This is a genomic window from Novosphingobium sp. Fuku2-ISO-50, assembly GCF_001519055.1.
GTDB lineage: Bacteria > Pseudomonadota > Alphaproteobacteria > Sphingomonadales > Sphingomonadaceae > Novosphingobium.
Map to the genome: position 1 here is coordinate 207361 of NZ_KQ954289.1, position 23984 is coordinate 231344.

A 23984-nucleotide genomic window follows, 5' to 3' on the forward strand; every position below is an offset into this window, starting at 1 on the left:
GAGTCACATTCGCCAGGCGCTTGCCACAAATCCGCAACAGGACTGCCTTAAAACCCGCATCACAATAAGTCATAGGGTTATTACGGATGGTCATGAAATTGCCGCGCGAGACCGCAGACGCCACGATAAACGGCGCAAAACCGCCGATTGCCAAGGCTGTGGTGCGCAAGGGCGCGGGTGTTGCCGGCAAAGTGCTCGACCATGCCTTTGCCTTTGCCTTTCGCGGCCTCGTCTATGCGCAGATCTGGGAAGATCCCGAAGTCGATATGGAGGCGCTGGCGATCCGCCCCGACAGCCGCATGATCGCGATTGCCAGCGGCGGGTGCAATGTCCTGTCCTATCTCGTTGCCGATCCTGCCGCGATCACGGCGGTCGATCTCAACACCGCGCATGTCGCGCTGGGCAAGCTGAAGCTCGCCTCGGCCAGGCACTTGCCCGATTACGCGCATTTCCGCCGCTTTTTCGCCGAAGCGGACAAGCCGTCGAACCTTGCCGCCTATCACGCCTATGTTGCGCCTTATCTCGACGAGCCGACCCGGCGCTATTGGGAAGGCCGCGATCTGACGTTGCGTCGCCGCATCGGCGGGTTTCGCAAGGGGATCTACAAGCGCGGGCTGCTCGGCGGGTTCATCGGCATGGCGCACTTGCTGGCCAAGATCTATCGCATCGACCTGAAAACGATCCTGACCGCGCCGACCCGCGCGGCGCAGCGCGAAGTGTTCGAAGCGCAACTGGCGCCGGTGTTCGACAAGAAATTCGTCCGTTGGCTGACCGAACAGCCCGCCGCCCTGTTTGGCCTCGGCATTCCCCCGGCGCAGTTCGACGCGCTGGCGGGCAATCAGCCGATGGCCGAAGTCCTGCGCCGCCGCCTTGAAAAGCTGGCCTGCGATTTCGCGGTCGAGGACAACTATTTCGCCTGGCAGGCGTTTTCGCGCGGCTATGGCCGCGAGGCCGACGCGCCGCTGCCGCCCTATCTGCAACAGGCGAACTGGGACAACGTGCGCGCGCGGGTCGACCGGGTCGATGTACGCCATGCCAATCTGACCGAATATCTCGCCAGCCAGCCCGCTGCCTCGCTCGATCGCTATGTCCTGCTCGATGCGCAGGACTGGATGAGCGATGCGCAGCTCAATGACTTGTGGCGCGAAGTGACCCGCACCGCGCGGCCCGGCGCGCGCGTGCTGTTCCGCACCGCTGCCGAGCCCAGCCTCCTGCCGGGGCGGGTCGATGATGCGATCCTGTCGCGCTGGACCTATCATGCCGAGGCATCGGCCGATTATACCCGCCGCGACCGCTCGTCGATCTATGGCGGGGTTCACCTTTACGAGTTGCCCGCATGACCAGCGCCGTTGCCGGGCATGGCGCCCTGATGGACCGCGTCTATCGCCGCCAGAAACATATCTATGATCTGACGCGCAAATATTACCTGTTTGGGCGCGACCGACTGATTGCCCAACTGGACGCGCGGCCCGGCGAAAGCGTGCTCGAACTGGGCTGCGGCACCGGACGCAATCTTGCCCAAGTGGAGCGGGCCTGGCCCGATATGCGGCTTTACGGCCTCGACATTTCGCAGGAGATGTTGACGCTGGCGGCGGCCAAACTGGGGGACCGCGCAAGGCTGGCGGCGGGCGATGCGACAGCATTCGATCCGCAAAGCCTGTTCGGGACCGCCGGGTTCGATCATGTCGTGCTGTCCTATGCGCTGTCGATGATCCCCGACTGGCAGGGCACGATTGCCCATGCCGCCGGGCTGCTGGCGCCCGGAGGACGGCTGCATATCGTCGATTTCGGCGATCTGACCGACTTGCCGCGCCCGCTCTCGGCGTTGTTGCGCGGTTGGTTGCGGCTGTTTCATGTCACCCCGCGCGACGACATGAGCGTCCATGCCGCACGGATCGCCGCATCGCACGGGCTGACTTTTGCCAAGGCGCATGGCCCCTTGCGCTATTACCAGTTGATCACGCTCAGTCGGCCCTGACGCGAGAGTTGCAGCGAGAGTCGATAGCGAGGGTTTGACACCGCTCCCCACCGTGCGCAGTCTGGACTGCAAGGATACAACAGGGGGATGCGATGCAAGAAGCCATGCACGCGGCGATTTTGGCACCGGCGGCGGTACTGGTGCTTTGGACGTTGATCATGCTCGGCTGGATGGGCTTGACCCGGATACCCGCGCTTGGCGGCGTTGCCGGGCTCGGCAAGGCGCCGCCCGGTGGTCGCGGGCAGGATCTTGAAACCGTATTGCCGCCGCGTATCAATTGGAAATCGCACAATTATTCGCATCTGACCGAACAGCCGACGCTGTTCTACGCCGTGACCATGATCCTTGCGCTGATGGGCGCGGATCGCATCGATGTCGCGCTGGCCTGGGGCTACGTGGGCTTGCGCATTGTGCATTCGCTGTGGCAGGCGTTGGTCAACCGCATCCCGGTGCGCTTTGCGCTGTTCAACATTTACACAGCCTGCCTCGTCGTGCTGGCGATCCGCGCGGCGGCGGACTGTTTTGCGGTGATGGGCCGTTAATCGCGCACGAAGAAACTGGCCAGTTCGACATGCGTTGACCAGCGGAACTGGCCCACCGCGCGAAGCCCGGCCAGACGATAGCCCCCCGCGATCAGATGCGCTGCATCGCGCGCCCAGCTTGCCGGATTGCAGCTGATATAGACCACCCGCGCGACGCGCGAGCCGGCGATCTGTTCGACTTGTTCGCGCGCGCCCGCCCGCGGCGGATCGAGCAGGACTCCGGCAAAGCGATCAAGCTCCTCGATGCGCAGCGGATTGCGGAACAGATCGCGATGGAGCGCATGGACCGGCCGCCCCGTCATCCGCGCCGCGCCCTGACAGGCCATATGCGCATCGCGCGCGGCTTCGACGGCCAGCACTTTGGCACCCGTCGCGGCAAAGGCAAAAGCGAACGTGCCGAGCCCGGAAAACAGATCGGCCACGGTCGCGGCGCCTGCCAGCCATTCGCGCGCCGCATCGACCAGCGCCGCTTCGCCATCGACGGTGGCCTGAAGAAAGGCACCCGGCGGCAGCGACACCGGGGTTCCCGAAAACGTCACCGTGACGGGCTCTGGCTCCCACACGGTTTCGGGGCCGAGCCCGTTGTCGAGCGTCAGCCGAGCCAGCGCATTCTCGCGCGCAAAATCGAGCAGCGCCTCGGTCGCGGCAAGGCCCTCGGCCTCATAGCCCGAAAGCGAAAGCGACACGCCCTGATCGCACAGCGTCATTTCGGCATCGACCGACAGCTTGCGGTCGGGATTCACCCCCAACAGCGCGCGCAGCGGGGCGACGAGCGCAAACAGCGCGGGCTCGATCACGGCGCATTGCTTCAAATCGACAATGCGATGCGATGCCTGTTCGCGGAAGCCGATCACCACGCGTTTGCCGATTGCCTGGGCATGGAGCGTCGCGCGGCGCCGGGCCCCTGCGGGCGAAACATGCGCGGGCGGCACTTCGTCAGGATCGATCCCCTGCCCCCGCGCCGCCCCCGCGACGCGTTCGCCGACATAAGTGGCCAGCGCGCGGTCGGACAAATGCTGCAACTGGCACGAGCCGCATGTCGGAAAATGGCGGCAGGCCGGCTCGACATGGTCGGGGCCATGAGTCAGCGTGCCGTCTGCCTCGATAACGTCGCCGGGCGCGGCAAGCGCCATATAGCGGCCATCGGCAGTGGCGCCGTCGCCTTTGGCGGCAACGCGAACGATCAATCCTGATGTATCTATCACAAACAGGCCCGTACAGCCTGCGGCACCCATTCGGCAAGGTCGGTGGCGGCAAAAGCGGGCCCGGCGAGCTGTGCCGCCTCACTATGCAGCCAAACGCCCTCGCACGCGGCGCGCAAGGCGTCCTTGTGAACCGCCAATCGGCTTGCCACGATCCCCGCCAGGACATCGCCCGTTCCCGCCACCGACAGCCACGATGACGCGCGCGGGGCGAGGATCAGGCGACCATCGGGCGCGGCGATCACGCTGTCGGGCCCCTTGGCCAGCACGACGGCACCGGTCGCCGCTGCCAGGCGCAAGGCGCGCTCGTGCTTCACGCCTTCGCCGCGCAGGCCAAACGCGCGTTCGAGCGCGGCCAGTTCGCCTTCATGCGGGGTCAGCACCATGGGCGCCCCGGCACATTGCCCCGGACGCAGCAGCACAAGGCCGTCTGCATCGACAACCGTCGGCAGCCCCGCCGCCAGCGCCGCGCCCAAACGTTCGCGTGCGCCGGGGTCGCGGCCAAGCCCCGGCCCCACCAATACCGCCGCCACGCGCCCGTCGCCCAGCGCTTGCGCCGGTGTTTCGCGCACGATGACCAGATCATAAGGAACCGGCCCCGGATCGGCCCCGGCGATCAGCCGCAGATAGCCTGCCCCGGCATGCCGCGCCGCACTGGCCGACAGCAACGTCGCGCCCGGCATCGCTCCGCCGACGATAGCCAGCAAACCGCGCCGATACTTGTGCGCATCGGGCGCTGGTATGCCAAGGCGCGGTCGCTGCAACACGCCGGCCGCATCGCCCTGCGCCGCACAGCCGATGTCGATCAGCCGCAAGGCGCCCATCAGTGCCGTCGAAGGCATGGCGAAATGCGCATGTTTCCACGCACCGAGCGAAATTGTCAGGTCAAACGCAGGCAAGCCGGGATTAAGCACGGCGCCGCTGTCGCTTTCGATCCCGCTCGGCAAATCGATCGCGATGCGATGATGGTGCCGATCGAACAGCGCGCTCAGCATGGCGAAGAGATCGGCGTCCACTGCGCGGGTCAGCCCGCTGCCAAACAGGCAATCGACGAACACATCGCCGCGCGGCAATTTTGGGGGCACCCCGTCGATTATCGGCCCGGCAAAGGCCGCGCGCGCCGCCAGCGCCGCACGAGTCTTTGGCGGCAGCGCAGCGATGACGCGCACCGGCACGTCCCGTTCGAACAAGTGGCGCGCGATGACATAGCCGTCGCCGCCATTGTTGCCCGGCCCGCACAGGATCGTCACCGCGCGCCCGCCTGCCACGCGATGAACATAGGCCCCGGCGCCGTGCCCGGCCATCTCCATCAGGCTTTCGACCGATGCACCGGCATCGATCAGCGCCTGTTCCGCCGCGCGCATCGCCGCGACGGTCAGCACCTGATCAGTGTTTCGGGGCATCGTGGGGGCTCACTTTGGGTCGGGGCTCACTTTGGGGTCCGGCCTCACTTTGGCGGGAAAACGATAGCGATCCGGCCCGATCGCGACTTCGAGCCGACCATCGGCGATCCAGGCGACATGGGCTTCTTCGACCCCGTCGGCCGAGACCACGCCGCGCCCGTCATCGACTTTGCGCAAGCGGCGAAACGCGCCGCTGGGCTCATGAATGACGAGCATTTCGCCCGCCTGTTCGACCTGACACAACGGGGCAAAGCCGCTCGCACCGTTCAGCGCGCAGTCGATCGGGCGCATGTCGGGCTCGGGATCGCCCGCCGGGCGCCCGCACCCTGCCAACAGCAACGGCGCCAGCAGCAACGGGATCAGGAAAGCAACCTTGCGCATGCCTCTCCCATCCGGCGCTTTGCCCACCGGGTCAAGCGCGCTCGATCAAAACCCTTTTCATTTGGTCCGCTTTTTCAATTGGGCGAGATCGCGCACGCCGCCGCGCGCCGCGCTCGTCGCCATTGCGGCATAGGCCTGCAGAGCGACCGAAACCTTGCGCGGGCGCGGCTTGGCCGGTTTCCAGGCATCGTCGCCCTTGGCCTCCATCGCGGCGCGGCGCGCGGCGAGCACGTCGTCGGCGACATCGAGCCGGATCGTGCGATTGGGAATGTCGATGGCGATGACATCGCCGTTTTCGACCAGCCCGATCGTCCCGCCTTCGGCCGCTTCGGGCGAGGCATGGCCGATCGACAGCCCCGACGTGCCGCCCGAAAAGCGCCCGTCGGTGATCAATGCGCAAGCCTTGCCGAGGCCTTTCGATTTCAGATAGCTGGTCGGATAGAGCATTTCCTGCATGCCCGGCCCGCCGCGCGGCCCTTCATAGCGGATCACCACGACATCGCCCGCCTTGACTTGTCCGGTCAGAATGCCGGTCACCGCCGCATCCTGGCTTTCGAACACGACTGCCGGGCCGGTAAATTTCAAAATGCTGTCATCGACGCCCGCCGTTTTCACGATGCAGCCGTCGAGCGCGATATTGCCGCTCAGCACCGCAAGTCCGCCGTCCCTGGAAAAGGCATTGTCGACATTGCGGATCACCCCGCCGGCGCGGTCGAGATCGAGCTCGGCCCAGCGGCGGTTCTGGCTGAAGGCGACTTGCGTCGGCACGCCGCCGGGCGCCGCGCGGAAGAATTCCTGCACCGCCGGCGAATTGGTCCGGCCGATGTCCCATTGCGCCAGGGCATCGCCCAGCGTGCGGCTGTGCACGGTCGGCAGATCGGTGTTGATCAGCCCGCCGCGTTCGAGTTCGCCCAGGATAGCCATGATCCCGCCCGCGCGGTGAACGTCTTCCATGTGGACGTCGGACTTGGCCGGGGCCACTTTCGACAGGCACGGCACCCGGCGCGACAGGCGGTCGATGTCGGTCATGGTGAAATCGACTTCGCCCTCGTGCGCGGCGGCGAGTAAATGCAGCACGGTGTTGGTCGACCCGCCCATCGCGATGTCGAGGCTCATCGCGTTTTCAAACGCGGCAAAGCCCGCGATCGTGCGCGGCAAGGCGCTCGCATCGTCCTGTTCGTACCAGCGGCGCGCCAGATCGACGATCACCCGCCCCGCTTCGCGGAACAGGCGTTCGCGGTCGGCGTGGGTCGCCAGCATCGAGCCGTTGCCCGGCAGGCTCAGCCCCAAAGCTTCGGTCAGGCAGTTCATCGAATTGGCCGTGAACATGCCGCTGCATGATCCGCACGTCGGGCAGGCCGAGCGCTCGATCGTGGTGACTTCTTCGTCGGTATAGCTGTCATCGGCAGCGGCAATCATCGCGTCGATCAGGTCGAGCGCGTGTTCCTTGCCGCGCAGCAGGACTTTGCCCGCTTCCATCGGCCCGCCCGAGACGAACACCACCGGGATATTGATGCGCAGCGCCGCCATCAGCATGCCCGGCGTGATCTTGTCGCAGTTGGAAATGCACACCATCGCGTCGGCGCAATGGGCATTGACCATATATTCGACGCTATCGGCGATCAGATCGCGGCTGGGCAGCGAATAGAGCATGCCGTCGTGGCCCATGGCAATGCCATCGTCGACCGCGATCGTGTTGAATTCCTTGGCAACGCCGCCTGCGGCCTCGATCTCGCGCGCAACCAGTTGGCCAAGATCTTTCAGGTGGACGTGCCCCGGCACGAACTGCGTGAACGAATTGACCACCGCAATGATCGGCTTGCCGAAATCGCTGTCCTTCATCCCCGTCGCGCGCCACAGACCTCTGGCGCCGGCCATGTTGCGACCGTGGGTGGTGGTGCGGGAACGATAGGGCGGCATTGCGGGCGACTCCGAATTGGTACGGCAAGTGACGGACTGTGTGACCGGGTGCCCTAGACGAGAGCAAGGCCAAGGTCGAAAGGTTAATTTGCAACGATCAGGCGGCAGCCGCCACCGCGCGCGCAACCCGTTCGACACGATCGGCCCATTGCGCCTGACCCGCCACATCCGCGATCAGATCCTGGCGAATTTCGGCGCCGAAATAGAGGCCACCGCGCGCTTCGGCATGACGGTTCATCGTCGCGTTGAGTACCGCGCCCGAATAGGGTTGCTGATCGCCGACGACGAGGCCCGGTTCGTGGCGCAGCAGGTCGAGCGCCAGCGCCGCGCCGCGCCGGTCGCGATTGTAGAGAATGCCGATGTGCCAGGGGCGCGCCTCATCGGGGCGGCTCGCCAGATGCGGGGTAAAACTGTGCAGCGAAACGATCAGGCCGGGTCGCATGCGGTCGATCAGATCGGCCAGGGCTGCGTGATAGGGCCGGTAAAACCGCGCCAGCCGTGCTTCATGGCCGTCATGATCGAGCGCATTGCCGGGAATGGCATGGCCGTCGCTGGCGATCGGCGCCACGCTCGGGCCATGTTCGTCGCGGTTGAAATCGCATACCAGTCGGCTGACATCGCCCAGAAACGCGGCAAAGCCCGGTCGCTCGACCAGCGCCTCGGCAATGGCGGCAACGCCGATGTCGACAGCGACATGCTGGCGCAGCAAGGCGCGATCGATGCCCAGATCGATGTCGTCGGGAATGCGGGCAGAGGCATGGTCGGATACAACGAGGATTCCGCCCGGCGCGGTATCGCCAATCACGCGAAAGGGGCCGCTCATCGCAGGTTTCCGGCGCAATGCCACCATGCGGCGGGCACGTCCGCCGCAGCGGCATCGCGCGCGGCAGCATCCGCATAAAGCGCAAAACAGGTCGCGCCCGAGCCCGACATCCGCGCCAGCCACGCCCCGCTTTGCCCCAGCCAGCCCAGCACATCGGCAATCGCGGGCACCAGCGCAATCGCGCCCGGTTCGAGATCGTTGCGGCCATGCATGGCGATCGTGCGCAAATCGCCACTCGGCAAAGGCCCGCGATCGAGGCCGTCCCAGCCGCGAAACACCGGCCCGGTCGGCAGCGGCACACGCGGATTGACCAGCAAAACCGGCGCACCAGCCAGATCATTGCTCACTTCGACAAGCTCGGTCCCTGTGCCAAGACCCAAAGCCGCGCGGCTGCGCACGCATGCGGGCACATCGGCGCCGAGCCCCGCCGCAAGGCTCGCCCAGTCGTCCGGCAAGCCATGCAACCGCTCCACCAGCCGAAAGATCGCCCCGGCATCGGCAGACCCGCCACCCAGCCCCGCCGCGACGGGCAACCGCTTGTCGAGGCTGACGGCCCAGTGGTCCTGCCTCGGAAGAAGCGCCAGCGCGTGCTCGACGATATTGTCACCGCAATCGAGCGCGCCGGAAAATTCGCCATAGACGATCAGGCTGTCCCGGTCCGCCGGAGCGACCACCAGTTCGTCACCCGCATCGACAAAGGCAAACAGCGTTTCGAGCTCGTGATAGCCATCGTCCCGGCGCTTGCGGACATGCAGCGCCAGATTGATCTTGGCAAAAGCGGTTTCACGAAAGGGATCGGCAGCCATCGCACATGTCCCTGCAGGCGAATGCGTCCTCGGGCAACCCCCAAACGCCGCCCCCATGGGGGGGCGGCGCCTGAAAAAGCTTACATATTGGGGTAGTTTGGCCCGCCGCCGCCTTCGGGCGTGATCCAGGTGATGTTCTGGGTCTTGTCCTTGATGTCGCACGTCTTGCAGTGGACGCAGTTTTGCGCGTTGATCTGCAAGCGCGGGGTGCCTTCGTCGACACCGACGAATTCATAGACCCCGGCCGGGCAGAAGCGCGCCTCGGGCCCGGCGTAGAGTTTCAGATTGATCTTCACCGGCACGTCGGGATCGGTCAGCACGAGATGGCACGGCTGATCTTCTTCGTGGTTGGTATAGGAATAGGCGACATTGGTCAGCCGGTCAAAACTGATCACGCCGTCAGCCTTGGGATAGGCGATCGGCTTGTACAGATCGGCGCGCTGGGTCGCTTCGGCATCGGTGTGATGCTTCATGCCCTTGAACGGATTGACCTTGAGCACGCGCGCCCACATGTCGGCGCCCGCCAGCACGGTGCCGAGCGAACCGCCGAATTTGGCCACCAGCGGCTGCGCGTTCTGCACCAGTTTCAGCTCGGTGGCGATCCAGCTTTCGCGCACGGCGGCGTCATATTCTTCGAGCGAGTCATGTTCGCGCCCGGCGCCGATCGCCGCCGCAATCGCTTCGGCGGCAAGCATGCCCGACTTCATCGCGGTATGGCTGCCCTTGATGCGCGGCACATTGACGAAGCCCGCCGAGCAACCGATCAGCGCGCCACCCGGAAACGCCAGGTGCGGCACCGATTGCCAGCCGCCTTCGTTGATCGCGCGCGCGCCATAGGACACGCGGCGCCCGCCTTCGAGGATCGCCCGGATTTCCGGATGCTGTTTCCAGCGCTGGAATTCCTCATAGGGGTAGACATAGGGGTTGGCATAATCGAGCGCGGTGACAAACCCGAGCGCGACCTGATTGTTCGCCTGATGATAGAGAAACCCGCCGCCCCACGAATTGGATTCCGACAGCGGCCAGCCCTGGGTGTGCAGCACCCGGCCCGGCACATGCTTGTCGGGATCGATGTCCCACAATTCCTTGATGCCGATGCCATAGACTTGCGGTTGGCAATCGCGCTCGAGATCGTAATGCGCCTTGAGCCGCTTGGTCAGATGGCCGCGCGCGCCTTCGGCAAACAGCGTATACTTGGCATGAAGCTCCATGCCCGGCTGATAATCGGACTTTTTCTCGCCGTCCTTGCCGATTCCCATATCGCCCGTGGCGACGCCCATGACCGCGCCGTTTTCGTCGAACAGCACTTCGGCAGCGGCAAAGCCGGGAAAAATCTCGACCCCAAGCTCGCCCGCCTGTTCGGCCAGCCAGCGGCACAGATTGCCGAGACTGCCGGTATAAGTGCCATGGTTCGACATGAACGGCGGCATCGGCCAGTGCGGAATCGACACTTTGCCCGTGCGGGTCAGCGCCCAGTGCCAGTTATCGGTCACCGGCGTATCGGCCAGCGAGCAGCCCCGATCGCGCCAGTCGGGCAGCAATTCGTCAAGCGCGCGCGGATCGACGACCGCGCCCGACAGGATATGCGCGCCGATTTCCGAGCCCTTTTCGAGCACACAGACTGCCAGGTCCGGATTGACCTGCTTCAGCCGGATCGCAGCCCCCAGTCCCGCCGGTCCGCCGCCGACGATGACAACGTCATAGGGCATCGATTCCCGTTCGCTCATTCCCCGCTCCGTCTCGCGCAAATGCGGCCTTCTTGCCCAACGGCAGGATTAACCGCGTAATTGAATCTCTGCTCTGCCTTGAAAGCTGTCTCGCTCAAGGTCAATACCGCTTACATGGTTCCACCGATTTCGCAATTCACAGCGGGCGACAGCGCCGCCGCCGGCCAGTATTCCGGCCTTTCGGCCCCTGGGCTTGCACAGGCTGTCGAGGCTGCGCTGGCCTGGTGGCGCGATGCGGGCGTGGATGCGGACTTTGCCGATACGCCGCGCGATTGGCTTGCGGTTACCCGCCCGAGCCCTCCTCCAAAGGCCAGGGCGGTCGAAAAAGCACCGCCCGCCGTAGCGGTGGCGATCGCCGGAGGACGCGATGCCTGGCCCACCGATCTGGCCGGATTTGCCGCATGGTGGATGACCGAGCCCGCGCTTGCCGCCAATGGCGCGCTGCGCGTACCGCCTGCGGGGCCCGAAGCGCCCGCAATGATGATCGTGGTGCCGATGCCCGAGGCGCAGGACAGCGAATCACTGTTGTCGGGCCCGGCTGGGCGTTTGCTCGACGGATTTCTGGCGGCCGCCGGGCTATCGCGTGCGGAAGTCTATTGCGCGGCGGCTCTTCCCGCCCGAGTCGCGGCGCCCGACTGGGCCGCGCTCGCCGAGCAGGGGCTGGGCGACCTGCTGGCGCACCATATCGCGCTGGTCAGGCCGCAACGGGCCATCCTGTTCGGACAAAACGGCATTTCAACGCTCCTGCGCAACGATTCACCGAATAACCCCACGCGTTTACCTCCGTTCAACCATAATGGTGCAACTGTTCCGGCGTTATCCGTCTATGATCTCGAAGCGATCGTGGCACGGCCGGCGCTCAAGGCCGGACTGTGGAATCGCTGGCTTGACTGGGATACCGGCATCATCGAATGACATGATATAACGGGGCTATGCGCAAAGTGGGAATTCGGGTGAAAATGGGGTTCGATCAGGCGTGACGGTGTTGTTGCGCCTCCGGGTATCGGTTTGCGCCTTTGCCGCCGTTGCGGGTGTGGGCCTGAGCCTGCCCGCGCGCGCCAATTCGGCAGCCGCCGACTACTTCCGCAGCCGCGCCGACCGCACTGCCGTTCCCAGCCTGCTGACCCAGGACGATCGCGACTATTACCGCCAGATCTTTGCCGCGATGGCAAAGCAGGATTGGAGCGGCGCGCGCCAATTGCTCGACAAGCGGAGCGATGGGCCGCTGCATGCCGTGGCCCGCGCGCAGATGTTCCTTGCCCCCGGTTCGCCGCGCGCCGAATTGCAGCCTTTGACCGATCTGATCGCGCAAGCGCCCGATTTGCCTTGGTCCGACGCGCTGGCGCGGCTGGCGATCAAGCGCGGGGCGACTACCCTGCCCGCCGCGTTGCCCGATGCGCAGCAGTTGTTTGCCCAACCGGCCATGGCGCGCCGGGCCAAGCCGCACCGCACCGCCGACGGGACGATGCCCGACGCCGTCGCCGGCGCGATCGAGGCCCGGATCAAGGCCGACGATCCGACCGGCGCGCGCGCGCTGCTCGATGGCATCGACGCCACGCTGTCGAGCGAGGCGCGGGCCGAATGGCGCCAGAAAATCGGTTGGGCCTTCTATATCAACAACGACGACATGACCGCGCGGAGCGTGGCGCTTTCGGCGTTTGACGGCGGCAGCGGGCCCTGGGTGGCCGAAGCGATGTGGACCGCAGGGCTCGCGGCCTGGCGGTTGAACGATTATCCCGCCGCCGCCGAATCCTTTGCGCGCGCCGCCGGGCTGACACAGAATCCCGAACTCGCGTCCGCCGGCAATTACTGGGCCTCGCGCGCCTGGTTGCGGGCGCGGCAGCCCGAACGCGTCGTCCCTTCGTTGCGCGCGGCAGCGGCGGCGCGCGATACGCTTTATGGCATGATGGCCGCAGAATCGCTCGGCCTGCGCGAATCCGCCGCTGCCGCACCGCCCGATTTCAGCAACGACGACTGGCAGAAACTGCGCACGCTGGGCAATGTCCGGCTGGCGGTGCAATTGGCGGAAATCGGCGCCGATGGGCTTGCCGATCAGGTCTTGCGCCATCAGGCCCGGATCGGCGATCCGTCGCTTTATGCCCCGCTGTCGCGCCTGGCGCGCGATCTTGGCCTGCCCGCGACGCAGCTGTGGATGGCGAGCAACGCGCCCGCCGGCGCCCATGCCGATGACGCAGCACGTTTCCCGGCGCCGAAATGGGTTCCGGCCAACGGCTGGAAAGTCGATCCCGCGCTGTTGTTTGCCCATACGCTGCAGGAATCCAATTTTCGCACCGAAGTGACCAGCCCGGCGGGCGCGCGTGGGCTGATGCAGGTGCTTCCCGGAACGGCGCGCCTGCTCGTGCGCTTCGATCCGGCGATGGAAGGGCGCGACAAGCAACTCGAACTGCCCGACGTGAACCTTGCCTTTGGGCAGGCCTACCTCACGGTGTTGCGCGACAAACCGGCGACGCAGGGCCTCCTTCCCAAAGTCATCGCCGCCTACAACGCCGGGCCGATGCCGGTCGATCGCTGGAACGCGCAGATCCGTGATCATGGCGATCCGCTGCTGTGGATGGAATCGATTCCCTATTGGGAAACGCGCGGCTATGTCTCTGCTGTCATGCGCAATTACTGGATGTACGAACGTCAGGCGGGCGGCCCGTCGGAAAGCCGACTGGGGTTGGTTCAGGGCCTGTGGCCGAAATTCCCCGGGCTCGGCGGCGCGCAAAACGTAAGGCTGGCGTCGCGTGGCGATTGATACGACCCGTGAATTCAAGCCGATCACCATCGCTCTTCTGACCGTTTCCGATACGCGCGGGCCTGACGACGATACGTCGGGCGACATTCTGGCCGAGCGCATTCGCGCCAAAGGCCATGCGCTGGTGACGCGTGCGATCGAAAAGGACGATGCCTTGCGCATTGCCGCCCGGCTCAACAACTGGATCGACGATCGCGGCATCGACGCGGTGATCATCACCGGCGGCACCGGATTGACCGGACGCGATGTCACCCCCGAAGCGCTCGACCGGGTCAAGACGCGCGACATTCCCGGTTTTGGCGAGCTGTTCCGCTGGGTCAGCTATCAGACCATCGGCACGTCGACGATCCAGTCGCGCGCTTGCGCGGTCGTGGCGCGCGGGACGTATATCTTTGCCTTGCCCGGATCGAACGGTGCGGTAAAGGATGGGTGGGACAAGATCCTCGACGAACAGCTCGACAGCCGTAACCGGCCCTGCAATTTCGTCGAGCTGATGCCGCGTCTGACCGAGAAATAAGCCGGGCGTCGCAAGGGGCCTGACCGTCCCGAAACTGCCAAGAACCGGCGTTATCCTCCCGACCAAATCCATTTTTTCTCAAGCCCCCCTTTCCCCTCAAGCCCAGAGGCATTCTCATGGCCCTTCTCGAAGAAAACACCGCCTATCTCAAGGAATTCGCAGCCGATGGGCTCGACCTGACGCTGGTCCGTGCGGTTGAATTCGCCCATGTCTTCCCCAGCGAAGCCGAAGCCGCATCCTTTGCCGAAGCTGCGGCGGGCGAAGGCATCGACATCGACGTGCTCGAACCCGAAGACGAAGTCGATCCGTGGGAAGTCGCGGTGACCATCGAACTCGTCCCCACCCCCGAAGCGATCAGCGAGATCGAAGCGCGGCTCGAAGCGCTGGCGCAGTCGTTCAACGGCGAATCCGATGGTTGGGGCCTGTACGACGACGAATGATGCCCGAATCTGATTTTTCATAACGCCTGATTTGACTGGAATAGCGCCTTTGTTCTTGGTACGTTCCACCCATGGAACCGATCAAGGGCAGAGGCGCAATCAGCAACCGCGCGAGCGGGCGGTATCATCTGCCCGCGCGCGAGGCTGATGGCGACTGGCTCGATGCAGCGGCATCGATCGACGGCATACCGCCCAAATTGCGCACGCACGTTACCGCGCTGGCCGCGCGGACGATCCTGTCGCGCAACACCTCGCCCGATATTCCCTTTGACCGCTCGATCAATGCCTATGGTGGCTGCGAGCATGGCTGCGTCTATTGCTACGCCCGACCGACGCACGCCTGGCACGATCTGTCGCCCGGGATCGATTTTGAAACGCGGCTGTTTGCCAAACCCGATGCGGCGCGGCTGTTGCGCCGCGAACTGGGCGCAAAGGGCTATCGCCCCGCGCCGATCGCGATGGGCACCAACACCGATCCCTATCAGCCGATCGAGAGCCAATACCGCCTGACGCGGCAAATTCTCGAAATCTGCGCCGAGGCGCGCCATCCGGTCACGATCACCACCAAGTCGGCACGGATCTGCGACGACATCGACCTGATTGCGCAGATGGCGCGCGACAATCTGATTGCCGTGGCGATTTCGGTGACCTCGCTCGATGCGCGGCTGTCGGCGACGCTCGAACCGCGCGCATCGACTCCGGAAAAGCGGCTGCTGGCCATCGCCAGGCTGGCCGAAGCCGGGGTCCATGTCGGGGTCAACGTGTCACCGATCATCCCGGCGATCACCGACAGCCATCTCGAGGCGATCCTCGCCCGCGCCGGTGCGGCAGGCGCTCGATCGGCAAGCTGGATCATGATCCGCCTGCCGCAAGAAGTCGCCCCGCTGTTCCGCGAATGGCTCGACGCGCATTTCCCCGACCGCGCCGACAAAGTCATGGCCACGATCCGTTCGATGCGCGAGGGCCGCGACAACGATCCGGCGTTTTTCACCCGGATGAAGCCGCAGGGCGTCTGGGCCGATCTGATCCGCACCCGGTTTCGCCTTGCCCGCCAACGCGCCGGAATCGCGCAGACCCGGCCCGTGCTCGATTGCAGCCACTTTCGCCCGCCCACCGCCGACGGTCAGTTGGCGCTGTTTTAGCCAGGCGTGCGGTTTTGCGGCGAAAACCGGACAAGGCGGCTGTCGGCAACAGCGGCCTGCCGGTGCACCACGACGGGGGCATAGTCCGGGTCCTTGATCATGCCCAGGAATGACAGCGCGTCGGGATAGGCCATGACGAAGGTTTCGTCCCACGGCCATTCCGCCGGGCCGGTCACCACGCATTCGAATCCGCCCGACCAGGCGATGCGCCCACCGGCGCGTTCAAGCACGGGCTGGATCGTGCGCATGTATTCGCGATAGGCCTGTGCGCCGGTCAACCCTTTGTCCGCCAGCGGATGGCCGGCGGGGTACACGGCCAGCGGCCTGAACCGGACAAGATTGAGCATGTGGATCGGCGTGTCGCGTGGCAGCGCCTTGAACCGGTCGAAATTTGCCCGATCGGGGTCGATGAAGCCCGTGTCCTGCACCATCATGCTCTCCAACGGTAATCGCGAAAGGTATCGCGCAAGTCTTTCTTGCTGATCTTGCCGGTGCCCGTGTGGGGCAGTTCGTCGACGAAGGCGATTTCGTCGGGCACCCACCATTTCGCCACGTGCTCGCCGAGATAGCGGCGCAGTTCTGCCTCATCGACATCCGCACCGGGCTTTTTCACCACGATCAGCAGCGGGCGTTCATCCCATTTGGGGTGAAAGACGCCGATCGCGGCCGCTTCGGCCACGGCGGAATGGCCGATCGCCGCATTTTCCAGCTCGACCGAGCTGATCCATTCACCGCCTGATTTGATCACATCCTTGGTGCGGTCGGTCAGTTGCAGCGTGCCATCGGGATGGATCACTGCGACATCGCCGGTGTCGAACCAGCCTTCGGCATTGGTCGCGTCGTGTTCGGCCTTGAAATAGCGCTTGACCACCCACGGGCCGCGCACTTGCAGCACGCCCGCCGTCTTTCCGTCGCGCGGCAGGACTTTGTCCGCATCGCCCAGATCGACGCAGCGCAGCTCGACCCCGAATGGCGGACGCCCCTGCATCGCCTTGATCGTGACTTGTTCGTCGAAAGTCAGTTCGTCCCAGTTGGCGGTTTCCGCGCCGGTCGTGCCGATCGGCGAAGTTTCGGTCATGCCCCAGGCATGGGCGACGCGAATGCCTTCTTTCATGAAGCGTTCGACCATGGCGCGCGGCATGGCAGAGCCGCCGCAGACGACCTGGGACAGGCTGGGCGGAATCGGTTTTCCGGTTCTTTCCAGATGTTGCAACACGCCCAGCCACACGGTCGGAACGCCGGCGGCGGCAGTCACTTTTTCGCGCTCGAACAAGTCGCACAGCACCGCCGGATCGTTGACCGCCGAATAGACGAATTTGGCCCCCGCCGCAGCGCCCGCCCACGGCGTGCCCCAACTTGCGGCATGAAACATCGGCACGATCGGCATCATCACCGTGCGCGTGTCGAGCCCGAACACCGGCGCGGTCATGCACGCCATCGCGTGAAGCATGGTCGAGCGGTGCTCGTAGAGCACACCTTTGGGATTTCCCGTGGTGCCGCTGGTATAGCACAGCATGCACGGGTCACGCTCGTCGCCGTCTGCCCATTCGGTTTCGCCGTCGAAAGGGGCGATCCAGTCTTCAAAATGGGGTGCGGGCTGATCGCTGTCGAAACAGATATAGTGCTCGATGGTCGGACAGCGCGGCTTCATCCGCTCGACGATTGCCGTCCACTGCCGGTCGAACAACAACACGCGGTCTTCGGCATGGTTGGCGATATATTCGAGCTGATCGTCGAACAGGCGCGGATTGATCGTGTGCAGAATGCCCCCGGCACCGACCGCGCCGTACCAGCTGATCAGGTGACGGTGGTGGTTCATCGCCAGTGTGGCGATTCGCTCGCCGGGCTTGATCCCCAGCGCGCGCAGCGCCTGCGTCATGCGCAAGGCATCGCGGCGCACCCCGGCCCAATTGGTACGGCTTTCGCTGCCGTCAGCCCAGCGCGAGACGATTTCGCGCGTGCCGCTTTCGCGGGCGGCATGATCGATCAGGGCGGTGACCCTGAGTTTCCAGTCCTGCATCCCGCCCAGCATCATCCATTCTCCAGTGATCTTGCTATTCGACGAGCCGCAGGTGTCTGTCGGGCTTCGCCGTCAGCGCCACATTGGCAAGCCCCTCGATCGGAATCAACCGTTCGATTAATTCGCTGTCGAGCCGGAAATCCTGCCCCAGGATCGCCCAGGGCTCGCGCCCGCGCCCGGTGCGCAGATGCACGCGCACTTCGCCGCGCGCATCGGGCGCACGCGGCAACAGCATGGCCAGTTCGCCAACCGCCTCGGGGCGCAGGATTTCGCATTGCAGGATCATTTTCGATGCGTTGGTCACCGACGCGAGCGGTCGTGCGCTGCGCACGGTCACGCGCGGGGGCTCATCAACATTGGGACGGTCCAGTTCGACATTGAGCAGGACGCACGTCCCCTCGCGCGCCCATTGCACGAACGGTTCGACCAGGCCTTCCTCGAAGCAGGATGCGGAAAACAGGCCGCTCGAATCCGAAAAGTCGGCCATGACAAAGTCCTTGCCGCGCTTCGTCTTGCGCTTTTGCACCGCCTCGACCATCGCCGCCATCACCGCGCCGGTCCGCCCGGCAGCGGTAGCGCCCGCCGCCATCAGACTGGAATACGTCCGCGCGCCATTCGCAACGGCAATCGCGCGATATTCTCCGACCGGATGCGCGGCAAAATAGAACCCGAAATTTTCGCGTTCGGCGGCCATCTGTTCGGCGCGGGTCCATGGCCTGGTTTCGGCCAGACGCGTTGCCTGTTCGACATGATCGTCGCCGCCAAACAGGCCGTGCTGCCCCGATGTCCGCGCGCGGGCCGCCTCGTCGGCGACGGCCATCAGCAATTCGGCATTGGCGATCAGCTTGGCCCGGTTCGATTCAAGGCCATCGAGTGCGCCGCCTGCGGCCAGCGCTTCCAACTGGCGCCGGTTCATCGCGCCCGCAGGCAAACGGCGGAACATGTCGTCGAGCGATTCAAACGGCCCGTTCGCTTCCCGCTCGGCGACGATCGCGTCCATCGCCTTTTCGCCGACGTTCCTCAGGCCCGCCAACGCATAGCGCACGGCATAGGATTCCTCGGTCCGCTCGACGCTGAATTCGGCCTCCGACCGATTGATGTCGGGCCCGGCGAGCGCAATCCCGTTGCGGCGCATGTCATCGACAAAGACGTTGAGCTTTTCCGACTGATGCATGTCGAAACACATCGATGCGGCATAGAATTCATGCGGATAATGCGTCTTCATCCACGCGGTCTGATAAGCGAGCAGGGCATAGGCCGCCGCGTGGCTCTTGTTGAAGCCGTATCCGGCAAACTTGTCGATCAAATCGAACAGTTCGTTGGCCTTGGCCGCGTCGATGTCTGACATGTCCTTGCAACCGGCGACAAAGCGCAGCCGTTGCTGATCCATTTCCGCCTGGATCTTCTTGCCCATGGCGCGGCGCAGCAAGTCGGCATCCCCGAGCGAATACCCGGCGAGTATCTGCGCCGCCTGCATCACCTGTTCCTGATAGACGAAAATCCCGTAAGTTTCGGACAGGATCCCGGCGAGCTTGTCATGCGGGTATTCGATCGATTCGAGCCCGTTCTTGCGCCGACCAAATAGCGGAATGTTGTCCATCGGGCCGGGGCGATAGAGCGAGACGAGCGCGATGATGTCGCCGAAATTGGTCGGTTTGACCGCAGCCAGCGTGCGCCGCATGCCTTCGGATTCGAGCTGGAACACGCCGACCGTGTCGCCCGATTGCAGCAAACGGTACACTTGTGCGTCGTCCCAGGCGAGCATCGACAAATCGATCGAAATGCCGCGCCGGGCGAGCAGGTCGACCGCCTTGCGCAGGACGGACAGCGTCTTGAGCCCGAGAAAGTCGAACTTGACCAGCCCCGCATCCTCGACATGCTTCATGTCGAACTGGGTCACCGGCATGTCCGAACGCGGATCGCGATAGAGCGGCACCAGTTGCGCCAGAGGCCGGTCGCCGATCACCACGCCCGCCGCGTGAGTCGAGCTGTTGCGCGGCAGACCTTCCAATTGCATGGCAAGGTCGATCAGCCGGCGCACTTCGGGATCGTTGTCGTATTCGCGCTTCAGTTCGAGCACGCCGTTGAGCGCGCGCGGCAAAGGCCAGGGGTCGGTCGGATGGTTGGGCACCATCTTGCACAGGCGGTCGACCTGACCATAGCTCATCTGCAGGATGCGGCCGGTATCGCGCAGGACCGCCCGCGCCTTGAGCTTGCCGAAAGTGATGATCTGCGCGACGTGATCCATGCCGTATTTGGCCTGGACATAGCGGATCACTTCGCCGCGCCGGGTTTCGCAAAAGTCGATGTCGAAGTCGGGCATCGACACGCGCTCGGGATTCAGGAAACGTTCGAACAGCAGGCCGAGCCGGATCGGATCGAGGTCGGTAATCGTCAGCGCCCAGGCGACCAGCGAGCCCGCGCCCGAACCACGCCCCGGCCCCACCGGAATCCCGTTGTCCTTGGCCCATTTGATAAAGTCGGCAACGATCAGGAAGTAGCCGCCAAACCCCATGCGATTGATGATGCCGATTTCGAATTCGAGCCGGTTGCGATAGTCGTTGACTTCGCCCCAGATCCCGGCGGCCTCCAGCGCGGGATAATCCGAACTTTGCGGATCGCCATCCGGCCCCAGGGTCAGCAGGCGGGCCAGATCTTCGTGCGCCTCGGCGGGATAATACGGCTCAAGCCGACGGACCAGCCCGACACGGCTGTCGGCGGCACACATCCGCGCTTCGCCTTCCTGGTCACCGGCAAGGCTGGGCAGGATCGGCTTGCGCTTGGGCGGCATGACCGCGCAGCGCTGGGCGATGACGAGCGTGTTGGCCAGCGCCTCGGGAATGTCCTTGAACAGTTCCTCCATCACCAGCGCGGGCTTGATCCACCATTCGACCGAGGAGCGCGGGCGGTCGGGGCTGTCGACGTGAGTCGAACTGGCGATGCACAACATGGCATCGTGCGCAGGGTAGAAGCTGCGCTCGGCAAAGCTGGCCGGATTGGTCGCGACCAAAGGCCAGTCGCGCGCATAGGCGAGATCGATCAGGGCGGGCTCGGCGCGTTCTTCCGCCGGATCGTTGCGCCGGGCCAGTTCGATGTAAAACCGGTCGGGAAACAGTGCGGCCAGCGTCTCGGCATAGTTTTCCGCCGCCGCGTGCTGGCCATCGGCGAACAGGCGGGTGAGCGCCCCTTCCCCCGCGCCCGTCAGGCAGATCAACCCGTCGGTATGCCCGTCCAGATCCTCGATCCGCACATGCGCGGCAAATTCGAGCGGCCGGTCGAGATGCGCGCGGCTGACCAGATGGCACAAATTGTCATAACCGGTCGAATTCTGCGCATAGAGCGCGATCCAGTCGATCGTCGGCGCCTGTTGCTGCCCGCCCGGCCCGAAACCGCTTTGCGCCGCACCGCCGCGTTCGGGCCGCGCGACGGCCAGCATCGTGCCGATGATCGGCTGCACGCCGACATCCTTGCACGCCTTGGCATAGGCAACCGAGCCATAGAGCCCGTTGCGATCGGTAATCGCCGCCGCCGGAAACCCGCGCTCCGCCGCCGTCTTGGCAATCGCCTTGGGGTCCACCGCGCCATCGAGCATGGTGTAGGAGGAATAGATGCGAAGCGGGACGAACGGGGCGTAAGGCATGGGCCACTATATAAGCGTGCCCAAGGAAAATCGGGAGATGCCCTGTCCGGTTATCACCTGTCCTGATTACAGGAGTTTCTCGATGTCCCTGGCGATGCTCGCGGGCTTGTCGGTGGGGGCATAGCGGCGCACGACTTTGCCGTCGCGGTCGATCAGGAACTTGGTGAAATTCCATTTGATCGCCTTGGTGCCGACGATCCCCGGCGCTTCGGCCTTGAGCCATTGGTAGAGCGGCGTGGCATCATCGCCGTTGACGTCGATCTTGGCGAACAGGGGAAAGCTCACGCCGAAATTGACCTTGCAGAAGCTTTCGATCTCGTCCGCGCTGCCCGGTTCCTGATGGCCGAACTGGTTGCAGGGAAAGGCGAGCACTTCGAAGCCCTTGTCGCCATAATCACGCCACAACGCCTCAAGCCCATCGTATTGCGGGGTAAAGCCGCATTTCGAGGCGGTGTTGACCACCAGCAGGACTTTGCCCAGCTTTTCGCTCAGCGCGATCTCGTCGCCATTGGGCAGTTTTGCGGTAAAATCGGCAATCGTGCGCGGTTCGGCCACGGCGTTTCTCCCGTATCGTTATGGCGAACAGGGTACGGCAACGGCACGGGCGCGCAAGGCTATTCGAGCACGCCTTCATGCAGGCGCAGCACCCGGTCCATGCGAAAGGCGAGCCGTTCGTTGTGCGTGGCGATCAGCGCCGAACTGCCCTGGCCGCGCACCAGCCGCAGCAATTCGTCGAGCACCCGGTCGGCGGTCGCTTCGTCGAGATTGCCGGTGGGCTCGTCCGCCAGCACCAGCGAGGGGCGATTGGCAAGCGCGCGCGCCACCGCGACGCGTTGCTGTTCGCCGCCCGAAAGCTGGCTGGGCCGATGATCGAGCCGATGTTCCAGCCCCAGCGTTTCGAGAAGGCTGCGCGCCTGCGCGGTCGCCTCGGCCTTGGGCGTTCCGGCGATCAATTGCGGCAGGACGACATTTTCGGTTGCCGTGAAATCGGGCAGCAAGTGATGGAATTGATAGACAAAGCCGATGTGATCCCGCCGCAGCGCCGTGCGCGCATCGCCCGACAGCTTTGACGCATCGGTCCCCGCGATTTCGATCAGACCCTGAAACCCGCCTTCGAGCAGGCCGATCGCCTGAAGCATGGTCGATTTGCCCGAACCCGAAGGACCGAGCAACGCGACGATCTCGCCGGGCATGATGTCGAGATTGACACCGCGCAGCACTTCGATCGCGACACCGCCCTGATGAAACGTGCGGCGCAGATCGACCAGGCTGACGACTGGTTTTGCCTCATTCATAGCGCAAGACCTGAACCGGATCGGTGCTCGCGGCCTGAAGCGCGGGGTACAGCGTGGCCAGGAAGCTGAGCAGCAGCGACATGCCGCAGATCCCGACGATTTCCTTCGGATCGACCCTGCTCGGCAGATCGGTCAGGAAACGGATCGACGGATCCCACAGGTTTTGCCCGGTCAGCCATTCGACGCCATGGACCACCGATTGGCGGAAATGGAGAAAGATCAATCCGATCGCCAGCCCCGCCCCGGTGCCGACCGCGCCGATCAGCGAACCGATCGCGACAAAGATCCGCACCATGCTGCCCCGCGTTGCCCCCATCGTGCGCAAGATGGCGATATCCCGCGTCTTGGCGCGCACCAGCATGATCAGCGAGGACAGGATGTTGAACACCGCGACGAGCACGATGATCGACAGGACGACGAACATCGCCACGCGCTCGACCGCCAGCGCCTGAAACAGGCTGGCGTTAAGCGTTTTCCAGTCGGTGACGACGGCGCGACCGTTGAGCTGCGCCTTGATCGGTGCCAGCGTTTCGCCGACGGTATCGGGATTGCTGGTGGTGACTTCGATCATGCCGATGGAATCGCCGGACAGGAGCAGCGTCTGCGCATCGCTGATCGGCATCACGACAAAGGCGTTGTCATAGTCATAGACGCCGATTTCAAAGATCGCGCCGACGCGATAGCCGATTTCGCGCGGCACCGTGCCAAACGGCGTGCTGCGCCCGGCGGGATTGATGATGGTGATCGTATCGCCGACCTGCACGCCTAGGTTTTCGGCAAGGCGCGATCCGATTGCCACTTGCCCGGCGCCGGGCTGAACGTCCTTGAACGATCCGGCGACTTTCTTTTCGGCCATGCGGGCAAGATCGGCCTGGGTATTGCCACGCGCGATGATCGCCTCGACCCGGCCGTTGAATGTTGCCAGCAAAGGCTGTTCGATCAACGGGGTTGCCCGCGTCACCCCCGGCGTTGCCTGAAGCCGTTTGACCAGCCCCTGCCAGTCATCGAGCCGACCGCCATAGGCCTGGATCACGGCATGGCCGTTGAGCCCGACGATCTTGTCCATCAGTTCGGCGCGGAACCCGTTCATCACGCTCATCACGATGACCAGCGCGGCAACGCCGAGCATGACCGCGACGAGACTGATCCCGGCAACCAGCGCGATGAACGCTTCGCTGCGCCCGGGCAGGATATAACGCCGGGCAATGGTCCATTCGAAAGGTGTCAGAAACAAACGATGCGTCACTTTCGCGGATTACGACCGATGCCCAAAGCATCTAGGGGCTCGGGCTGCGCGTGGCAATGCAGTTTGGATCGGGGGCAGTTTGGATCGGGGGCAGTTTGGATCGGGGCCGGTTTGGATCGGGGCCGCTGTGAAATGGTGCGCAGA

The 23984-nt window shown here is 64.6% G+C and carries 21 protein-coding genes; 8 read left to right on the forward strand and 13 right to left on the reverse strand.

Annotated features, from left to right (window positions below):
• Nucleotides 1-86 precede the first annotated feature (86 nt).
• From AQZ50_RS09435 to AQZ50_RS09445, 3 genes are all read left to right on the forward strand, one after another.
• The gene (locus AQZ50_RS09435) at nt 87-1340 is read left to right on the forward strand and encodes a BtaA family protein (RefSeq protein WP_067745835.1); all 1254 of its coding nucleotides are present in this window, start codon (nt 87-89) and stop codon (nt 1338-1340) included.
• Nucleotides 1337-1978 (forward strand): class I SAM-dependent methyltransferase, encoded by a 642-nt coding sequence (locus tag AQZ50_RS09440; RefSeq protein ID WP_067745837.1) that lies wholly within the window; start codon nt 1337-1339, stop codon nt 1976-1978. The genes AQZ50_RS09435 and AQZ50_RS09440 overlap by 4 nt, the downstream gene beginning before the upstream one ends.
• Before the next feature lie 104 nt (nt 1979-2082).
• A complete protein-coding gene (locus tag AQZ50_RS09445; RefSeq protein WP_067745937.1) occupies nt 2083-2520 on the forward strand; it encodes an MAPEG family protein in 438 nt (145 codons plus the stop codon).
• Here the strand turns inward: AQZ50_RS09445 and AQZ50_RS09450 are convergent.
• From AQZ50_RS09450 to AQZ50_RS09480, 7 genes are all read right to left on the reverse strand, one after another.
• Nucleotides 2517-3755 carry a class I SAM-dependent RNA methyltransferase gene (locus AQZ50_RS09450; RefSeq protein WP_067745839.1) on the reverse strand — a complete coding sequence of 413 codons (1239 nt, stop codon included), beginning with the start codon at nt 3753-3755 and terminating at the stop codon, nt 2517-2519. The two genes, AQZ50_RS09445 and AQZ50_RS09450, sit on opposite strands and share 4 nt — an antisense overlap.
• Nucleotides 3722-5125, reverse strand: coding sequence for a bifunctional ADP-dependent NAD(P)H-hydrate dehydratase/NAD(P)H-hydrate epimerase (locus tag AQZ50_RS09455; RefSeq protein WP_067745840.1), 1404 nt, complete (start codon nt 5123-5125; stop codon nt 3722-3724). The genes AQZ50_RS09450 and AQZ50_RS09455 overlap by 34 nt, the downstream gene beginning before the upstream one ends.
• A gap of 9 nt (nt 5126-5134) precedes the next feature.
• On the reverse strand, nt 5135-5506 hold the full coding sequence (locus AQZ50_RS09460) for a hypothetical protein (RefSeq protein ID WP_067745842.1): 372 nt from the start codon (nt 5504-5506) through the stop codon (nt 5135-5137).
• 57 nt (nt 5507-5563) lie between these two features.
• Nucleotides 5564-7426 (reverse strand): dihydroxy-acid dehydratase, encoded by a 1863-nt coding sequence (gene ilvD / locus AQZ50_RS09465; protein ID WP_067745844.1) that lies wholly within the window; start codon nt 7424-7426, stop codon nt 5564-5566.
• Between the two features lie 97 nt (nt 7427-7523).
• Entirely contained in the window at nt 7524-8249 is a 726-nt protein-coding gene (locus AQZ50_RS09470) for an N-formylglutamate amidohydrolase (RefSeq protein WP_067745846.1), read from the reverse strand.
• Entirely contained in the window at nt 8246-9055 is an 810-nt protein-coding gene (locus tag AQZ50_RS09475) for a 4-(cytidine 5'-diphospho)-2-C-methyl-D-erythritol kinase (RefSeq protein WP_067745848.1), read from the reverse strand. The genes AQZ50_RS09470 and AQZ50_RS09475 overlap by 4 nt, the downstream gene beginning before the upstream one ends.
• An 80-nt stretch (nt 9056-9135) precedes the next feature.
• Nucleotides 9136-10782 carry an electron transfer flavoprotein-ubiquinone oxidoreductase gene (locus AQZ50_RS09480; protein ID WP_067745849.1) on the reverse strand — a complete coding sequence of 549 codons (1647 nt, stop codon included), beginning with the start codon at nt 10780-10782 and terminating at the stop codon, nt 9136-9138.
• 60 nt (nt 10783-10842) lie between these two features.
• On the opposite strand from AQZ50_RS09480, the gene AQZ50_RS09485 reads away from it, so the two are divergent.
• The 5 genes from AQZ50_RS09485 to AQZ50_RS09505 all read left to right on the forward strand — a co-directional run bounded on the left by AQZ50_RS09485 (nt 10843) and on the right by AQZ50_RS09505 (nt 15639).
• On the forward strand, nt 10843-11697 hold the full coding sequence (locus AQZ50_RS09485) for a uracil-DNA glycosylase family protein (RefSeq protein WP_231730191.1): 855 nt from the start codon (nt 10843-10845) through the stop codon (nt 11695-11697).
• Between the two features lie 67 nt (nt 11698-11764).
• Entirely contained in the window at nt 11765-13540 is a 1776-nt protein-coding gene (locus AQZ50_RS09490; RefSeq protein WP_067745941.1) for a lytic transglycosylase domain-containing protein, read from the forward strand.
• A complete protein-coding gene (moaB, locus tag AQZ50_RS09495; protein WP_067745851.1) occupies nt 13530-14057 on the forward strand; it encodes a molybdenum cofactor biosynthesis protein B in 528 nt (175 codons plus the stop codon). Before AQZ50_RS09490 ends, moaB begins: the two co-directional genes overlap by 11 nt.
• A 116-nt stretch (nt 14058-14173) precedes the next feature.
• Nucleotides 14174-14497, forward strand: a complete 324-nt coding sequence (locus tag AQZ50_RS09500) for a ribonuclease E inhibitor RraB (protein WP_067745853.1) — start codon at nt 14174-14176, stop codon at nt 14495-14497.
• Between the two features lie 71 nt (nt 14498-14568).
• Complete coding sequence (locus AQZ50_RS09505) at nt 14569-15639, forward strand: PA0069 family radical SAM protein (protein ID WP_067745855.1); 1071 nt, start codon at nt 14569-14571, stop codon at nt 15637-15639.
• On the opposite strand, the gene AQZ50_RS09510 is transcribed toward AQZ50_RS09505, so the two are convergent.
• The 6 genes from AQZ50_RS09510 to AQZ50_RS09535 all read right to left on the reverse strand — a co-directional run bounded on the left by AQZ50_RS09510 (nt 15636) and on the right by AQZ50_RS09535 (nt 23828).
• The gene (locus AQZ50_RS09510; protein WP_067745943.1) at nt 15636-16070 is read right to left on the reverse strand and encodes a DUF1330 domain-containing protein; all 435 of its coding nucleotides are present in this window, start codon (nt 16068-16070) and stop codon (nt 15636-15638) included. The genes AQZ50_RS09505 and AQZ50_RS09510 overlap by 4 nt on opposite strands.
• Complete coding sequence (locus tag AQZ50_RS09515; RefSeq protein WP_067745857.1) at nt 16070-17671, reverse strand: long-chain fatty acid--CoA ligase; 1602 nt, start codon at nt 17669-17671, stop codon at nt 16070-16072. Before AQZ50_RS09515 ends, AQZ50_RS09510 begins: the two co-directional genes overlap by 1 nt.
• A gap of 22 nt (nt 17672-17693) precedes the next feature.
• Nucleotides 17694-21299: a DNA polymerase III subunit alpha gene (gene dnaE / locus AQZ50_RS09520; protein ID WP_067745859.1), complete on the reverse strand. Its 3606-nt coding sequence runs from the start codon at nt 21297-21299 to the stop codon at nt 17694-17696.
• A 66-nt stretch (nt 21300-21365) separates the two neighbouring features.
• Nucleotides 21366-21854 (reverse strand): glutathione peroxidase, encoded by a 489-nt coding sequence (locus AQZ50_RS09525; protein ID WP_067745861.1) that lies wholly within the window; start codon nt 21852-21854, stop codon nt 21366-21368.
• A 59-nt stretch (nt 21855-21913) separates the two neighbouring features.
• Entirely contained in the window at nt 21914-22594 is a 681-nt protein-coding gene (locus tag AQZ50_RS09530) for an ABC transporter ATP-binding protein (protein ID WP_067745863.1), read from the reverse strand.
• Nucleotides 22587-23828, reverse strand: a complete 1242-nt coding sequence (locus tag AQZ50_RS09535; RefSeq protein ID WP_067745945.1) for a lipoprotein-releasing ABC transporter permease subunit — start codon at nt 23826-23828, stop codon at nt 22587-22589. The genes AQZ50_RS09530 and AQZ50_RS09535 overlap by 8 nt, the downstream gene beginning before the upstream one ends.
• Between the last annotated feature and the right edge of the window lie 156 nt (nt 23829-23984).

Coding starts and splice junctions, on each gene's coding strand:
- AQZ50_RS09435 (WP_067745835.1), top strand. CDS start 87: ATGGTCATGAAATTGCCGCGCGAGACCGCAGACGCCACGATAAACGGC.
- AQZ50_RS09440 (WP_067745837.1), top strand. CDS start 1,337: ATGACCAGCGCCGTTGCCGGGCATGGCGCCCTGATGGACCGCGTCTAT.
- AQZ50_RS09445 (WP_067745937.1), top strand. CDS start 2,083: ATGCACGCGGCGATTTTGGCACCGGCGGCGGTACTGGTGCTTTGGACG.
- AQZ50_RS09450 (WP_067745839.1), bottom strand. CDS start 3,755: ATGGGTGCCGCAGGCTGTACGGGCCTGTTTGTGATAGATACATCAGGA.
- AQZ50_RS09455 (WP_067745840.1), bottom strand. CDS start 5,125: ATGCCCCGAAACACTGATCAGGTGCTGACCGTCGCGGCGATGCGCGCG.
- AQZ50_RS09460 (WP_067745842.1), bottom strand. CDS start 5,506: ATGCGCAAGGTTGCTTTCCTGATCCCGTTGCTGCTGGCGCCGTTGCTG.
- ilvD (WP_067745844.1), bottom strand. CDS start 7,426: ATGCCGCCCTATCGTTCCCGCACCACCACCCACGGTCGCAACATGGCC.
- AQZ50_RS09470 (WP_067745846.1), bottom strand. CDS start 8,249: ATGAGCGGCCCCTTTCGCGTGATTGGCGATACCGCGCCGGGCGGAATC.
- AQZ50_RS09475 (WP_067745848.1), bottom strand. CDS start 9,055: ATGGCTGCCGATCCCTTTCGTGAAACCGCTTTTGCCAAGATCAATCTG.
- AQZ50_RS09480 (WP_067745849.1), bottom strand. CDS start 10,782: ATGAGCGAACGGGAATCGATGCCCTATGACGTTGTCATCGTCGGCGGC.
- AQZ50_RS09500 (WP_067745853.1), top strand. CDS start 14,174: ATGGCCCTTCTCGAAGAAAACACCGCCTATCTCAAGGAATTCGCAGCC.
- AQZ50_RS09505 (WP_067745855.1), top strand. CDS start 14,569: ATGGAACCGATCAAGGGCAGAGGCGCAATCAGCAACCGCGCGAGCGGG.
- AQZ50_RS09510 (WP_067745943.1), bottom strand. CDS start 16,070: ATGGTGCAGGACACGGGCTTCATCGACCCCGATCGGGCAAATTTCGAC.
- AQZ50_RS09515 (WP_067745857.1), bottom strand. CDS start 17,671: ATGCTGGGCGGGATGCAGGACTGGAAACTCAGGGTCACCGCCCTGATC.
- dnaE (WP_067745859.1), bottom strand. CDS start 21,299: ATGCCTTACGCCCCGTTCGTCCCGCTTCGCATCTATTCCTCCTACACC.
- AQZ50_RS09530 (WP_067745863.1), bottom strand. CDS start 22,594: ATGAATGAGGCAAAACCAGTCGTCAGCCTGGTCGATCTGCGCCGCACG.